The sequence below is a fragment of the Prosthecobacter sp. genome (assembly GCF_044373815.1).
In the GTDB taxonomy this organism is placed as follows: domain Bacteria; phylum Verrucomicrobiota; class Verrucomicrobiia; order Verrucomicrobiales; family Verrucomicrobiaceae; genus Prosthecobacter.
On sequence record NZ_JBIPNG010000148.1, the window covers coordinates 1 to 13,264 of the forward strand.

The following is a 13,264-nucleotide window of genomic DNA, read 5'->3' on the forward strand; positions in this document are numbered from 1 at the left end:
CAATGCCCTTTCGAAATATGATCTGGACCTTTGTTATTCTCATCGCTGTCATCGTCGGCTGGTACTGGTATGAAGGAGACTGGGACCGCCGTCTCTTCAAAGCGGCTCCCGGCTCCGTGTGTGCTAACCTAAATCCTGGCCAGGCCAATGCGTGGCTGCGCGAACACCCCGAGACGCAGGTGCTGGATGTGCGCTCCTCCGGCGAATTTGAAGGTGGCGCGCTGCCCCGCGCGGTGAACATCTCCATCGGCGACGCAGCCTTTGAAACCAAGGTGGCCGCGCTCAACATGGACAAGCCCGTGCTGGTTTATTGCGCCGGCGGCTTTCGCAGCCGCAAGGCCGTGATCGTTTTGAAACAACTCGGCTTCCGCAACATCCAGCACATCCACCGCGGCTACATGTCGTGGCAACCCGAATCCCAACCATGAAACACCTGCTCTACACCCTCCTAGCCCTCAGCATTGCCTCATCTGCCGCCGAACCGGAAGTCATTCCGATCCAGGTGCGCGAGAACCTGCGCATCGTCTATCAAGTGACGGATGACGTGGCCCACGAAGGAGTGAACAAGGGGCTGTTTTACGCCCGCAAACTCATCAACACCTATGAGAAGCAGGGCATCGCCGCAGACCAGGTGCATCTGCATCTTGTCTATCATGGCACCGGCATCGCCGCCGTGGTGAATGATGCGGCCCGCAAACGCCTCGGCGCGGATGCGGCCAATCCAAACGGCGAGATCCTCGCGGAACTCATCAAGCGCGGCGTGCAGGTGGAACTCTGTGAAAACACGATGCAGCAGAAAGGCGTGAAGCCGACCGAACTGATGCCCGGCGTCAAACTCGTCGTGGGTGCCTTCCCGCGCCTGATTGATCTGCAGTTGCAAGGCTTCGCCTACATCAAGTTTGAGTAATCCCCCCTTTCCCACCACCAACCATGAAAACACACCGCTGGAATCCTTACCTCGTAGGCGCGCTGATCGGCGTGCTGAGCATCCTCACCTTTACGCTGGCTGACAAGCCCATTGGCATCTCCACCGGCATCGCGCAGGCTTCTGGCGCGTGTGCCATGCCTGTGCTGGGCGCGGATGGCGTGGCGGCCAACACTTACTGGGCCAAAAAAGCGGTGCCAGCCTGGGACTACGGCAGCCTGTTCGTGCTCGGCTCCTTTTTCGGCGCCATGGTCAGCGCGCTGGTGAGCGGCAGCTTCAAACTGGAGAGCGTGCCGGCCATCTGGCGCGAGCGTTTTGGCTCGTCCGTTGGCAAACGATTCCTCGCCGCGTTTATCGGCGGCGTAGTCCTCATCTTCGGCGCACGGCTGGCGGATGGCTGCACCAGCGGCCATGGCATCAGTGGTTCGCTGCAGCTGGCCGTGAGCAGCTGGACCTTCTTCATCGCCATGTTCATCAGCGGCATCGTCACCGCCTTCATCCTCTTCCGCAGCACCTCCAAATCCTGATCTTATGCACACACTTCTCGCCTTCATCACCGGATCCAATCTGCTCTGGGCCGGACTGCTCTTTGGTTTCATCTTTGGCGTGCTGCTGCATCGCGGCGGCGTCACGGACTTCAATGTCATCGTGAAGCAGTTTCTCTTTCGTGACTTCACCGTGCTCAAGGTCATGTTCACCGCCATCGTCGTCGGTGGTGTGGGCCTGTTCATCCTGCATGGGCAGGAGCTGTCCAACTGGCACATCAAGCCAGCAAACATGCTCGCGGTCATCCTCGGTGCGCTGCTCTTTGGCATCGGCATGGTGATCTACGGCTACTGCCCCGGCACAGGCATCGCCGCCATCGCGACCGGCAAGCTGGATGCGCTCGTAGGCTTTTTGGGAATGCTCGTCGGTGCTGCCGCCTATGCGCTGTGCTACGACTGGATCGCCGCGAACATCCTGCCGGTGGCGGATCTCGGCAAAAAGCGCCTGCCTGAACTCACCACGTTGCCGGAATGGGTGTGGTATGCGGGACTGGTGGTCATGGCTGCAGTTGTCTTTGCGCTCGTCGCACGTTTTGAAAAAACCCAATCCAAAATCTCATGAAACCCCAACGTCTGGTCATCATCGGAGGTGTCGCCGGTGGTGCCAGCGCCGCCGCGCGTGCACGCCGCCTGTCCGAAACCTGTGAAATCACCGTGCTGGAGCGCGGCCCCCATGTCTCCTTTGCCAACTGCGGCCTGCCTTACTTCGTTGGCGGTGAGATTGCGAATGAGGAGGATCTGCTGGTGCAGACGCCGAAGAGCCTGCACGCGCGCTTCAACCTCGACGTGCGTGTGCACAGCGAGGCTGTGTCGATTGATCGCGAGGCCAAAGTGGTGAACGTCCGCGAGCTGACGAACGGCCGCGAATACGCGCTGCCCTACGATGCACTTGTCATTTCCACGGGCGCAGCACCGCTGACACCGCCGATTCCCGGCATCCAGCACGAGGGCCATTTCGTGGTGCGCAACGTGCCTGACGTGGTGCGGATCAAATCATGGATCAGCGAGACCGAGGACACCCGGGCCGTGGTGGTCGGCGGCGGTTACATCGGTTTGGAAATGGCGGAGCAGCTCGTCCGGCATGGCGGTGTCTCCGTTTCACTTGTCGAAGCATTGCCGCAGGTCATGGCGCCGCTCGACCCCGAGATGGCCGCGTGGCTTCATTTGGAGCTCAAGCAGCATGGCGTCGGACTTTGCACCGGCAGCGCCGTGGCTGCATTTGAAGCACCGACCGACGCCGAGCCCGCCCGGGCCTCCATCGTGGTGCTCAAAGATGGCCGCCGACTGCCTGCGGATGTCGTGGTGCTCGGCATGGGCGTGAAGCCTGAAAGCACCCTGGCAAAAGCCGCCGGTCTGGAGATCGGTGGTCGCGGTGGCATCCGTGTGAACGAGCGCATGCAGACGAGCGATCCGGCGATCTATGCCGTCGGCGATGTCGTGGAAGTGCGCGATGTCATCACCGGCGAGTGGAGCCTGATCCCGCTGGCTGGTCCGGCGAACCGCCAGGGCCGCATCGCTGCGGACAACATCATGGGCCGCAGTTCCGCCTACCACGGCACGCAGGGCACGGCCGTGCTGCGACTCTTTGGCCTCACCGCAGGCTGCACGGGCGCGAACGAAAAGACGCTGCGTACTGCTGGCAGATCCTACCAGGCTCTGCACCTGCATCCGGCGTCGCATGCAGGTTATTATCCCGGCGCGGAACCCATCGCGATGAAGGTGCTCTTTGACCCGGACACCGGCAAGCTGCTCGGTGCGCAAGCAGTGGGCCGCGATGGCGTGGACAAGCGCCTCGATGTCCTGGCCACCGCGCTCAAAGCCGGCATGACCATGGATGATCTCGCCGAACTGGAACTCGCCTACTCTCCGCCGTTTGGCTCCGCCAAAGATCCCGTGAATCTCGCCGGCATGGCCGCGCAAAACGTGCTCGCCGGAGATGTGGTGCTCGCGCAGTGGCATGAGATCGCCACGCTTGATCCAGACAAGACGCTCGTGCTGGACGTGCGCCGTGCCGACGAGCGCGCCAAGGGCAGCATCCCCGGCTCCATGCACATCCCGCTGGATGAACTGCGCGGACGCCTGGGCGAACTGCCGAAGGACAAGGAGATCATCGCCTCCTGCCAGAGCGGCCAGCGCAGCTACTTCGCATGCCGCCTGCTCATGCAGCACGGTTTCAAAGTGCGCAACCTCGCCGGTTCATGGCGCACCTTCAGCACCGCAACCCGCTGATCCGAACTTTATGAAAAACACCTTCCTGCGTCGTCTCCTGCCCTGGTTTGCAGTCATCGCCGTGGTCGGAGCGGCGTTCTACAAGTTCAAGCTGGCTCCAAAGCCAGTCGAGGAGCCCAAGCTGAGTCAAGACAGCATCACGCGTGAGGTGATGGGCACCGGCACGCTGGAGGCGCGCGTGAAGACGACGGTGAGCGCACGCATTCAAGAGCGGCTGGCGGAGGTGCTGGTGGATCAGGGAGATGCGGTGAAAGCCGGGCAGTTGCTCGCGCGGCTCGATGACGCGGAGATCAAGCAGCAGGTGGCCATCGCGGAGGCGACTTTGGCAGCGGCGCGGCAGACAGCGGCGCGAGTGAGCGCGGATCTGGCACGCTCGGAGGCGGTGCTGGCGCAGGCCCGGCTCGAGCACCAGCGCATGACCGGCCTGCGAACCTCCAACGCTGTTTCCCAGACAGACGCAGACAAAGCTTCGGAAGCGCTGCATGTGGCGGAGGCTGATCTGAACCGCTCGAACGCGACCATCGCCGAGGCGCAGGCCCAAGTGCTGGTGGCGGAAAAGACGCTGCTGTATCGCAAGGAGCAGATGGCCTTCACGGAAATTCGCGCACCTTACAACGGGCTCATCATCCGGCGCAATCGAGAGCCAGGCGACATGCTCGTGCCAGGAGGCTCGCTGATGGAACTCATCTCGCTCGAAGAAATCTGGGTGAATGCGTGGGTCGATGAAACAGCCATTTCGAAAGTCGCGCCCGGCCAGAAGGCGCGCATCGTTTTCCGTTCCGAAAGCGGCAGGAACTACCCCGGCGTGGTCTCGCGCATCGGCCGCGAGACGGACCGCGAGACGCGTGAGTTTCTCGTCGATGTGCGCGTGAACGAACTGCCGAAAAACTGGACCATCGGCCAGCGCGCGGAGGTGTTCATTCAGCTGCCATGAACCTCGCCGTCCGCGACATTCGGCACAACTCGGGCCGCTTTGTGTTTACCACGCTGGGCATCGGCCTGCTGCTGATGATCGTGATGGGCATGGGCGGCATCTATCGTGGTCTCATCCATGAAGCGACGCTGCTAGTGGACCGTGTGGGCGCGGATCTGTGGGTCGTGCAGGGCGGCACGCGCGGGCCGTTTGCGGAGATCTCGCGGATTTCTGCCAGCCTGGAGGACCGCGTGCGCGCGGTGCCGGGCGTGGCCAATGCACGCCGCTTCGTATCGCACACGATTCAACGCGTGCATCAGGGCAGGCCGCTGCGCATGGTGGTGCAGGGGCTTTCGTGGCCGGAGGATCGCGGCGAGTGGGTTCCGCTGGTGGCAGGGCGTGCGCTGCGGCAGGCGCATTATGAAATGATCGCCGATCTGTCCCTGCACCTGCCTTTGGGTGAAAAAGTCAGGCTCGGCAAGGACGTCTATGAAGTCGTTGGCCACACGCGTGGCATGGTCGGCACCAGTGGCGATGGACTGACTTTTTTCACTGTGAGCGATGCGCTGGCGATACAATCTGATGTGCCGGGTGAATCCGTGCGGCTGGAACGCGCCGCACGACGTGCACGATTGGAGGACATCGAGATCGGCCGCCTGCAGCCTCTGCTGCTGGATCGCGCCGCCGGCCCCTCCGGCGGCATTCCCGCGCTGTCGAAGCCGCAGGTCAGCGCCGTGCTCGTGACCTTGCAGCCTGGCACGGATGCCGCAGCCGTTCGTGTCACGCTCGGCAACTGGCCGGACATCTCGGTTTTCTCCACTCAGGAGCAAAAGGACCTGCTGCTCTCCGGCATGGTGGACAAGGCGAAGCGCCAGCTCGGCCTCTTCCGCGTTCTGCTGATCATCATTTCGACCATCATCATCGCGCTGATCATCTACACGCTCACGCTCGACAAAATTCGCGACATCGCCCTGCTAAAGCTCATTGGCGCCCGCAATGGCGTCATCGGAGGCCTCATTCTGCAGCAGTCGCTTCTCATGGGCGCTTTTGGTTATGCGCTGGCGTGGGTCATCGGGCAGTTCACGTTCCCCCACTTTCCGCGTCTCGTCGTCGTGGAGCCGTCAGACCTCATTTCGCTCGGGTTCATCGTCCTCATCATCTCCACGCTCGCCAGCCTGCTCGGCATCTGGAAAGCCCTGCGCGTGGAGCCCAACACCGTCCTCTCCGCATGAGCGCTCCCGCCGTCGAAGTCCAGCATCTGCGCAAAGTGTATGGCAGCGGCCACACCGAAGTCGTCGCCATCCGCGATGCCTCGCTGACCATCGCACGCGGCGAGATCGTCGGCATGCTCGGCCCCAGCGGCTCCGGCAAGTCCACCATCCTCACCGCCATGGCGCTGATCAATCCTCCCACGTCAGGACAGGTGATGATCGGTGGCGCGGCCGTGCTCGATGGTCCGAAGGCACTCGTCGATCTGCGCGCCTTTCGCCGCCAGCATCTCGGATTCGTGTTTCAAAAGGCGAACCTCATTCCCTTTCTAACCGCATTGGAAAACGTGCAGGTCGCCCTCGAAATCAATGACACCGCTCCGAACGCCGCACGCGCACGCGCGATGGAACTGCTCGACTACCTCGGCGTCGGCGAGCGAGCCGGCAACCTGCCCGTCGCCCTCTCGGGGGGCGAGCAGCAACGTGTCGCCGTGGCCCGTGCGCTCGCCAACAACCCCAGCCTCATCCTCGCCGACGAACCCACTGCCGCGCTCGACAGCCAGCGCGGACGCCAGGTGATGGAACTCTTTGCCAAAGTCGCCCATGAGCGCAACGCCGGCGTCCTCGTCGTGACTCACGACCACCGCACGCTCGATGTCTTTGACCGCATCGTTGATGTGGAAGATGGCATGATCCACGAGCGATCACCTTCTCAACGCGTCAAATCCTCCTGAAGCGCCTCCCCGCATCCCTCTGACTTCTCGCCTCGATCAGCTTCGCGCGGGGGATCTGCCGTCTTTGATCAGCGCCAAAGCTGGAATACCCTGAATACGGAGCAGGCTGGCGATGTCCTGCTGCTCTTAGGTGTTCACCCCATGGCTAAGCGAACAGGTCGGACACAAGTTGGTGGACCCTTAAGGTGGTAGACCGCCGCCAGTCACGCAACAGCCCGAACCGTCCATGAAACCGCCATCTCCGTCACACTCGCCTGCGAAAGTGCCTTAGGAGGCTGGCACCGCAAGATAGGCCCAGCATTGCACCGCGACGGCAAGGCTCCGGCCAGCATCTTTGCCCAATCATCCGCGAGTACAACCCAAACCGAATCTCACCATGAACACGACCACCACCGAACACGCCCAGGACAAACTGGATCATGCCCAATGGAAAAGCGACCACGCCGCGTGGTCTGCCGATCACCAGGAAGCCGCAGCCATCTTGAAACGGGCGCAGGAGGAGCTCGCGAGTCACGAGGTGAGCATCCGCGCGCATGAGGCGGAGATCGCCGCACACGAACACGAGATTGCCGACCACGAGCAAGCAGGCAACGCGCCCACCTCGGCACACCAGCACGCCGAAGCAGACCATGCTAAACAAAAACAGGTGCATGAGGCCACCAAAGCGCATCACGAGCGCATCATGCAGGCACTGCACGCGCTCGATGCCGCGCTGAAGTGACCGGCTTTGCCGAACATCACAGACCGGGCCAGGAGCAGCTTGGTCCGCCCCAAGTCTCCAACTGAAACCATCCAACCGTCCAACGTCATGGCTAAAACTGTCATTCTAGGAGCTGGCATCGCCGGCCACACCGCCGCAACTTTGCTGCGCAAAAAAGTCGGACACAGCCATGAGATTGTCGTCATCTCTCCTGAGCCGGAGTGGAACTGGATTCCCTCCAACATCTGGGTTGGCGTGGGCTCGATGGAGCGGCGCGAAGTGGTCTTTCCACTCGCGCCCGTGTATGCGCGGCAGGGCATTGAGTTCAGGCAGGGGCGGGCGACCGTCATCCGGCCGGAAGGAACTGAAGAACTGCCCAGGCCGCATGTCGAATACACCGTTTCCGGAGCAGCGACCGAGGCGGCCCCTGGCCGTGAAACCTACGACTACCTGATCAACGCCACCGGTCCGAAACTCAACTTCGGAGCGACCCCCGGACTCGGGCCGCACGGAGGCCACAGCTGGTCCGTCTGCACCGCCGACCACGCCGTCGAGGCAGCCCGCGCCTTCCGCGCGAGCATCGACCGCATGAAGCGCGGGGAAAACCAAACGCTGATCATCGGCATGGGGCACGGCACCTGCACCTGCGAGGGAGCCGCCTTTGAGTATGTTTTTAATGTCGAGCATGAGCTGCGCCGCCACAAGGTGCGCGAACGCGCGCGGATCATTTTCCTGACCAACGAAAATGAACTGGGAGACTTCGGCATGGGCGGGCTGCACCTCAAGCGCGGCGGCTACGTGACCCCCAGCCGGCTGTTTGCGGAATCGCTCTTCGTGGAGCGCGGCGTCGAGTGGATCAACCGCGCGCACGTCCAGCAAGTCAGCGTCGGCAGGCTCGCCTATGAGACCGTCGAGGGATTGGAACGCGAGATCGCGTTCGACTTTGCCATGCTCCTCCCACCCTTTCGCGGCGTGGGGCTGGCGGCCATCAATCGCGCCGGGACTGACATCGCGGCGCAGCTCTTTGCTCCCAACGGCTTCATGCGCGTCGATGCCGACTACACGGAGCGTCCGTTTGAAGAGTGGTCCCCACGCGACTGGCCGGCCACCTACCAGAACCCAACCTATGCCAATGTCTTCGCCGCAGGCATTGCCTTTGCGCCTCCGCATGCGGTCTCCCGCCCGCTCCGCTCGCCCAAGGGCACCCTCGTCGCACCCGCCGTCCCGCGCACGGGCATGACCGCTGGCATCATGGGCCGCACGGTGGCCTTCTCCATCGCAGACCGCATCCGCCACGGTGGCGAGTCACCGCTGCATCGTGCACCCTTTGCCACCATGGGGGCCGCCTGCGTCGCCTCCGCTGGCAAAGGACTGCTCAGCGGAACGGCGGCCACGATCACCTTGTATCCGCTCGTTCCGGACTACGAGCGCTACGAGTTCGGCCGCGACCTCACCTACACCACGGGGGAAATCGGCCTGGCCGGGCACTGGCTCAAACATCTTTTGCACCACATGTTCATCTACAAGGCCAAATGTCTCCCCTTCTGGTCATTGATTCCCGAGTGATCGCTTCCCGCCTCACCCACCATGAAACCCACCGACATCAGCAGTCCCGTCGCCTACGCCACCGTTCCCACCCCGCTCACGCGATTCTGGCGAACGTTTGCGCCCTATCAGCTTCTGCGTTTTTTTGTGATCAACGTGAAGATGCTGCGCCTGATTTTTAAATCACACGAACCGCCCCCGGACGCGCCGCCGCAAAAGCCGCGCCAATGAACCGGCCTTCCTTTGGCAGGCCCTTCTCCAGGCTGGACTCTTCCGTCACTGCCATGAACAGCGCTCGTTGACCGCATCCTTGATGTGGAAGATGGCATGAGCCCCAAGCGATCTATTATTCCCATTCCCGATTCCACATGAAACGCATTCTTCCGCTTCTCTGCCTCCTCGTCACGACCAGCTTCGCCCAAGACGCGAGTGTGAAGCCCGGCATCAACGACAAGTTCCTCGATCCCAAGCTCAAGGTCGGTGAGTGGACACAGAAGTTTGAAACCGAAAGCCGCGAGATCTACCACCAGCGTGAGAAGATCGCCGCAGCAGTCGGCTTGAAGCCCGGCATGGCCATGGCGGACATCGGCGCAGGCACGGGGCTCTTCACGCTGCCGTTTTCACAGGCGGTCGGGGAGAGTGGCAAAGTGTATGCGGTCGACATCGCGAAGAACTTCCTCGAACACATCCAGGCCCGCGCCACGAAGGCGCATGCGGCGAATGTGCAGACGATCCAGTGCACAGGGCGCAGCGTCGAGCTCCCGGAGGCCAGCGTCGATCTAGCGTTCATCTGCGATGTGTATCACCACTTCGAGTTCCCGCAGGCCAGCCTCGCCACGCTGCACAAGGCACTGAAGCCCGGAGGCGTGCTGGTGCTGATCGACTTCAAACGCATCCCCGGCGAAAGCAGTGATTTCGTCATGGGCCACGTCCGCGCCGGACAGGAGGTCTTCGAGGCGGAGGTCCTCGCCGCCGGCTTTGAGAAAATCGGCGAGGTGAAGGATGTGCTGAAGGAGAATTACTTCGTGAAGTTCCGGCGGAAGTAGAACGAAATCTCATGAAATCCGCCGCGCTCAAAGACCTGACATGGGTGACCGTGCAGTTGGTCCTGCTCGCGGCGCTGTTGATGATGCCTGCTTTCGGGCTTCTGCCGTTTGTCGTGCCACTGCGCCCGCTGGGCTGGCTGCTGTGCATCGCCGGTCCGGCCCTGTCGGGCGTGGCGAGCTGGCAATTGCATGCGGGACGCTCACTCACGCCGATGCCTTCACCACGTAGGGGAGCCGCGCTGCTCGTGGACGGAATGTATCGCCGCGTCAGGCATCCGGTTTACAGCGGCCTGCTCATCTGGGCTCTCGGCATAGCGATAGCGGCGGCGAGCATCCTGCATTTCGTTCTGTTCGGAATGCTTTGGGTATTCTTCAACGCCAAGGCAGCGCATGAAGAACGGTTGCTTGCCCTGCAATTCAGCAATTATCCAGAGTATGCAGCCCGCACGCCGCGTTTCTTTCCTTCACGAATCCAATCAAGATGAAACACCCCTTCCACCTCCACCAGCAGCCTTTGCTCAACACCGCAGCCAGCTCATCACACTGACATGATCCGGGGCCCTTTCAACTTGCTCATCGACATGCTGGCAGCCGCCAGCCTGCTGGTGATGGTGGCCACCGGCTATGTGCTGCGCTTTCCGCTGCCACCTGCCACAAACCGCACGCATGAGCTGTGGGGGCTCTCGCGGCATGAGTGGGGGACCATTCATTCCTGGGCCAGTCTTGTGCTGCTGCTGGTCCTTGTCATTCATCTGGTGCTTCACTGGGACTGGATCGTCACCATGATCCGCCATCGCTTCACTTGTTTTCAAGGTGGTGGTGCCAACGGTGGACAGCACGCCGGGCTGCTGACGCTGGCGGTGCTTTTCACCCTTGCAGGTTTGTTTGCCCTGGCGACCCATCGCAGCGTGCGGGAAAGAGAGGTGCCGCTGCATCCGCTCAACGAACCGCCGGGCCATGCCGCCTCCGTCACTGCCAGCCCCCGCATGGGCAAGGTCGATTTCTGGAAGGAAATCATGCCCGTGTTTCAAGCGTCCTGCATCAAATGTCATGGGCCGACGAGGCAGACCTCCGGCTTCCGCGCTGACCTGCGTGAGGATTTCTTCTCATCTCGAAATGGAGCGCCACTCGTCGTGCCGGGAGACATTGGAGGAAGCCGATTGCTCAACATCGTCTCTGGAAACCAGCCAGGTATGAAAGCCGCTGCGGCGCACCAACTGCCAGCCGGTGAAATCCTGCTGCTCAAGACATGGGTCGAGTCAGGAGCCGACTGGCCCGCCAGATAGCGGAAGACCTGCCTCGAAAAAACAGGGAGAAGCCACTGGCTGCGGCCAGAAGATTTCAACCTCTGGTGCCACCAATGGCAGGCGGAACATTGACGGTGCCCGTCCTCTTCGTTCAGGCACCGCCGAATGTCGTGCGCATGGCGTCAAAACTTAAACTTCATCTGGACGTAAAGGAAACGGCCTGCGCCGGGGACGCGCTGGCCGATGCCGACATCACTGCCAGCGACACGGTTCAGACCGCTGAGATGGTCGGCGTAGCGCTCATTGGTGATGTTTTCGAGACCGATCTCCAGACCGAGTCCATGGCCAAACTCGCGGCCCGTGCGCAGATTCAGCAGCGCGTAGCCACTGGTCGCGGGTTCGCCGTTGTAGGCGGCCACTTTGTTCTGCTCGGCGGCCATCACCACCTCGATGCTGTTTTTCCAGCCAAGGAAACGGCTGTCGAAGCTCAATGAACCGCGCAACGGCGCGATACGATAGAGATTGTCGCCGTTGCTGCGGTTCACACCGCGCACATAGCTCACATCCCCACGGATGCCGAAGTTCTCGTTGAAGGCATAGCGGAAGGAGCTGTCGATGCCGAAGAGATCCGCGCGGCTGATGTTTTGATACTGGAGCACGGGCTGGCCGGCGGACAGCCGGGCGATGGGCACGCCCTGGATGTAATCATAGACCCAGTTGTAAAAGGGTGTGGTCTTGACCTGCCATTTCTCGCCATGGTAGTCGGCGGTGAAGGCGATCTGGTAGGAAGTCTCCGAATCCAGGCCGAGATTGCCGAGGTAGGTGCGGCCATCGGCCATGCCGGCGTTTGCCCCCAGCGGCGTCCACAAGTAGCGCTCCAACAAGCTGGGGGCGCGGTTTTTGCGGGCAAAGCCCAGCTCGTAGGTGCTCCAGTCATTTGGCGTGAAGCGCAGGCTGGCGGCGGCATCGAAGTTCACATCAGTGAAGCTGTGGCCTCTTGCGTTGAATGCGGCGGCATCTGCTGCGGCCGGCGCAAAGAAGGAGGAGACATTGGCCGCGTTGCTGAACACGGTGTCATTGCGCACGCCGATCTGCGTCGTCCACTTTTCAGACCAGACGGACTGCCATTCGGCGTAGGTACCCCAGCGCGTGCGGGTGGCCTCGTTGATCGTGTCCTGGAGCGCGCCAGTGGCCATATTCTGCTGATGCGCGTCGAATTCGTTGCGATGAAAGTCGGTTCCTGCACGCACTGTGTGCCTTCCTTGGGGGACGGAAACGCCGAGGCTGAAGCCGTAGTCGTCACTGGTGGCGGGCGCCTGCATGGGCATGGTGCCCGCAGGCAGCGAACGCAGCGAATAGTTGTTCATCAAGTGGTCGATGGTGTGGACATAGGCACGGGCTTCAACGGTGCCGAATTCATGCATGCCGACGTAGCGGAGCCCGACACGCGCGCCATCATCCTCAATCATGTCCATGGGCAGAGTGGGTGTGCCGGAATCCCGCGTGCGGACAAAGCTGGTGTCCAGCGAAAGTACGCCCGGGCCAAGACGCATGGCCGTGATGACCTTGTGCTGCTGCGTTTCAAAACCCGTGGCACGCACCCGCCCGCCGGGAAAGCGCAGGTCGCTGGCACGTTCCCAGGAGCCCTGATACGAGGCGCTGAGCTTCTCGTCGGCGGCCCCACCGGAGAGACTGGCCCCATAGCCGTCATTGCTGCTGCGATAGAAGCTGCCGAGCTCGCCAAAGGTGATGGAATGCTCCTCTGCCTTGGCAAAACGCGGCTCGGGCGATTTCACGATGACGGTTCCCGCGATGCTGTCGCCACCTTGGCTGACCGGGGTGATGCCCGCCATCACCGCAATGGATTCCATCGAGCCACGCGAAGCGTAGTGCAGAGGCGGGTCCATGTGATTCGGGCAGGCGGGCGTGATGGTCGCACCATCAATGGCGATCTTCACGCGGTCGCCACTCAGGCCGCGCAACTGCACGATGCCGGTCTGCGGACCGTTGCGCATGACGGCGGCACCGGGCGTTTGATTCAGCATGGAGGCACCGTCCGTGCCGCGTGCCCGCGCGCCGGTGATGTCCACGCTTTCTGCGCTTAGTGGTGCGCCAGCAGGCAGCCGCGTGCCGGTGACGATGATCTCCGGCAGCGTGGTGATGGGTTGGTCG

Annotated in this window: 15 protein-coding genes; 14 read left to right on the forward strand and 1 reads right to left on the reverse strand. The window is 62.1% G+C overall.

Annotated elements, in window-relative coordinates; genetic code table 11:
- The 14 genes from ACIREA_RS13755 to ACIREA_RS13820 form a co-directional block, all read left to right on the forward strand.
- Window positions 1-428 (forward strand): rhodanese-like domain-containing protein (locus ACIREA_RS13755; RefSeq protein ID WP_397382850.1); only part of this gene is annotated, 428 nt, incomplete at its 5' end.
- Window positions 425-907: a DsrE family protein gene (locus ACIREA_RS13760; protein ID WP_397382851.1), complete on the forward strand. Its 483-nt coding sequence runs from the start codon at window positions 425-427 to the stop codon at window positions 905-907. The genes ACIREA_RS13755 and ACIREA_RS13760, both read left to right, overlap by 4 nt.
- Window positions 908-930: 23 nt before the next feature.
- Window positions 931-1,452 carry a YeeE/YedE thiosulfate transporter family protein gene (locus ACIREA_RS13765; RefSeq protein ID WP_397382852.1) on the forward strand — a complete coding sequence of 174 codons (522 nt, stop codon included), beginning with the start codon at window positions 931-933 and terminating at the stop codon, window positions 1,450-1,452.
- A gap of 4 nt (window positions 1,453-1,456) precedes the next feature.
- Window positions 1,457-2,032 (forward strand): DUF6691 family protein, encoded by a 576-nt coding sequence (locus ACIREA_RS13770; RefSeq protein ID WP_397382853.1) that lies wholly within the window; start codon window positions 1,457-1,459, stop codon window positions 2,030-2,032.
- Window positions 2,029-3,699, forward strand: a complete 1,671-nt coding sequence (locus ACIREA_RS13775) for an FAD-dependent oxidoreductase (protein ID WP_397382854.1) — start codon at window positions 2,029-2,031, stop codon at window positions 3,697-3,699. The genes ACIREA_RS13770 and ACIREA_RS13775 overlap by 4 nt, the downstream gene beginning before the upstream one ends.
- 10 nt (window positions 3,700-3,709) lie before the next feature.
- Window positions 3,710-4,633, forward strand: coding sequence for an efflux RND transporter periplasmic adaptor subunit (locus ACIREA_RS13780; protein WP_397382855.1), 924 nt, complete (start codon window positions 3,710-3,712; stop codon window positions 4,631-4,633).
- A complete protein-coding gene (locus tag ACIREA_RS13785) occupies window positions 4,630-5,844 on the forward strand; it encodes an ABC transporter permease (RefSeq protein WP_397382856.1) in 1,215 nt (404 codons plus the stop codon). The genes ACIREA_RS13780 and ACIREA_RS13785 overlap by 4 nt, the downstream gene beginning before the upstream one ends.
- Window positions 5,841-6,554: an ABC transporter ATP-binding protein gene (locus ACIREA_RS13790; RefSeq protein WP_397382857.1), complete on the forward strand. Its 714-nt coding sequence runs from the start codon at window positions 5,841-5,843 to the stop codon at window positions 6,552-6,554. The genes ACIREA_RS13785 and ACIREA_RS13790 overlap by 4 nt, the downstream gene beginning before the upstream one ends.
- Before the next feature lie 376 nt (window positions 6,555-6,930).
- Complete coding sequence (locus tag ACIREA_RS13795) at window positions 6,931-7,275, forward strand: hypothetical protein (RefSeq protein ID WP_397382858.1); 345 nt, start codon at window positions 6,931-6,933, stop codon at window positions 7,273-7,275.
- Between the two features lie 87 nt (window positions 7,276-7,362).
- Window positions 7,363-8,820, forward strand: a complete 1,458-nt coding sequence (locus ACIREA_RS13800; protein WP_397382859.1) for an NAD(P)/FAD-dependent oxidoreductase — start codon at window positions 7,363-7,365, stop codon at window positions 8,818-8,820.
- A 21-nt stretch (window positions 8,821-8,841) separates the two neighbouring features.
- Window positions 8,842-9,030 carry a hypothetical protein gene (locus tag ACIREA_RS13805; RefSeq protein WP_397382860.1) on the forward strand — a complete coding sequence of 63 codons (189 nt, stop codon included), beginning with the start codon at window positions 8,842-8,844 and terminating at the stop codon, window positions 9,028-9,030.
- Window positions 9,031-9,167: 137 nt separating this feature from the next.
- Window positions 9,168-9,845 carry a class I SAM-dependent methyltransferase gene (locus tag ACIREA_RS13810; RefSeq protein WP_397382861.1) on the forward strand — a complete coding sequence of 226 codons (678 nt, stop codon included), beginning with the start codon at window positions 9,168-9,170 and terminating at the stop codon, window positions 9,843-9,845.
- A gap of 11 nt (window positions 9,846-9,856) precedes the next feature.
- The gene (locus ACIREA_RS13815; protein ID WP_397382862.1) at window positions 9,857-10,330 is read left to right on the forward strand and encodes a methyltransferase family protein; all 474 of its coding nucleotides are present in this window, start codon (window positions 9,857-9,859) and stop codon (window positions 10,328-10,330) included.
- Between the two features lie 63 nt (window positions 10,331-10,393).
- Entirely contained in the window at window positions 10,394-11,131 is a 738-nt protein-coding gene (locus ACIREA_RS13820) for a DUF4405 domain-containing protein (RefSeq protein WP_397382863.1), read from the forward strand.
- 143 nt (window positions 11,132-11,274) lie between these two features.
- On the opposite strand, the gene ACIREA_RS13825 is transcribed toward ACIREA_RS13820, so the two are convergent.
- Window positions 11,275-13,264 (reverse strand): TonB-dependent receptor (locus ACIREA_RS13825; RefSeq protein WP_397382864.1); only part of this gene is annotated, 1,990 nt, incomplete at its 5' end.

Bases quoted from the DNA above. Each gene is read 5' to 3' on its own strand.
- ACIREA_RS13815 (WP_397382862.1), top strand. From the start codon at position 9,857: ATGAAATCCGCCGCGCTCAAAGACCTGACATGGGTGACCGTGCAGTTG.
- ACIREA_RS13810 (WP_397382861.1), top strand. From the start codon at position 9,168: ATGAAACGCATTCTTCCGCTTCTCTGCCTCCTCGTCACGACCAGCTTC.
- ACIREA_RS13775 (WP_397382854.1), top strand. From the start codon at position 2,029: ATGAAACCCCAACGTCTGGTCATCATCGGAGGTGTCGCCGGTGGTGCC.
- ACIREA_RS13795 (WP_397382858.1), top strand. From the start codon at position 6,931: ATGAACACGACCACCACCGAACACGCCCAGGACAAACTGGATCATGCC.
- ACIREA_RS13780 (WP_397382855.1), top strand. From the start codon at position 3,710: ATGAAAAACACCTTCCTGCGTCGTCTCCTGCCCTGGTTTGCAGTCATC.
- ACIREA_RS13805 (WP_397382860.1), top strand. From the start codon at position 8,842: ATGAAACCCACCGACATCAGCAGTCCCGTCGCCTACGCCACCGTTCCC.
- ACIREA_RS13760 (WP_397382851.1), top strand. From the start codon at position 425: ATGAAACACCTGCTCTACACCCTCCTAGCCCTCAGCATTGCCTCATCT.
- ACIREA_RS13790 (WP_397382857.1), top strand. From the start codon at position 5,841: ATGAGCGCTCCCGCCGTCGAAGTCCAGCATCTGCGCAAAGTGTATGGC.
- ACIREA_RS13785 (WP_397382856.1), top strand. From the start codon at position 4,630: ATGAACCTCGCCGTCCGCGACATTCGGCACAACTCGGGCCGCTTTGTG.
- ACIREA_RS13800 (WP_397382859.1), top strand. From the start codon at position 7,363: ATGGCTAAAACTGTCATTCTAGGAGCTGGCATCGCCGGCCACACCGCC.
- ACIREA_RS13765 (WP_397382852.1), top strand. From the start codon at position 931: ATGAAAACACACCGCTGGAATCCTTACCTCGTAGGCGCGCTGATCGGC.
- ACIREA_RS13820 (WP_397382863.1), top strand. From the start codon at position 10,394: ATGATCCGGGGCCCTTTCAACTTGCTCATCGACATGCTGGCAGCCGCC.
- ACIREA_RS13770 (WP_397382853.1), top strand. From the start codon at position 1,457: ATGCACACACTTCTCGCCTTCATCACCGGATCCAATCTGCTCTGGGCC.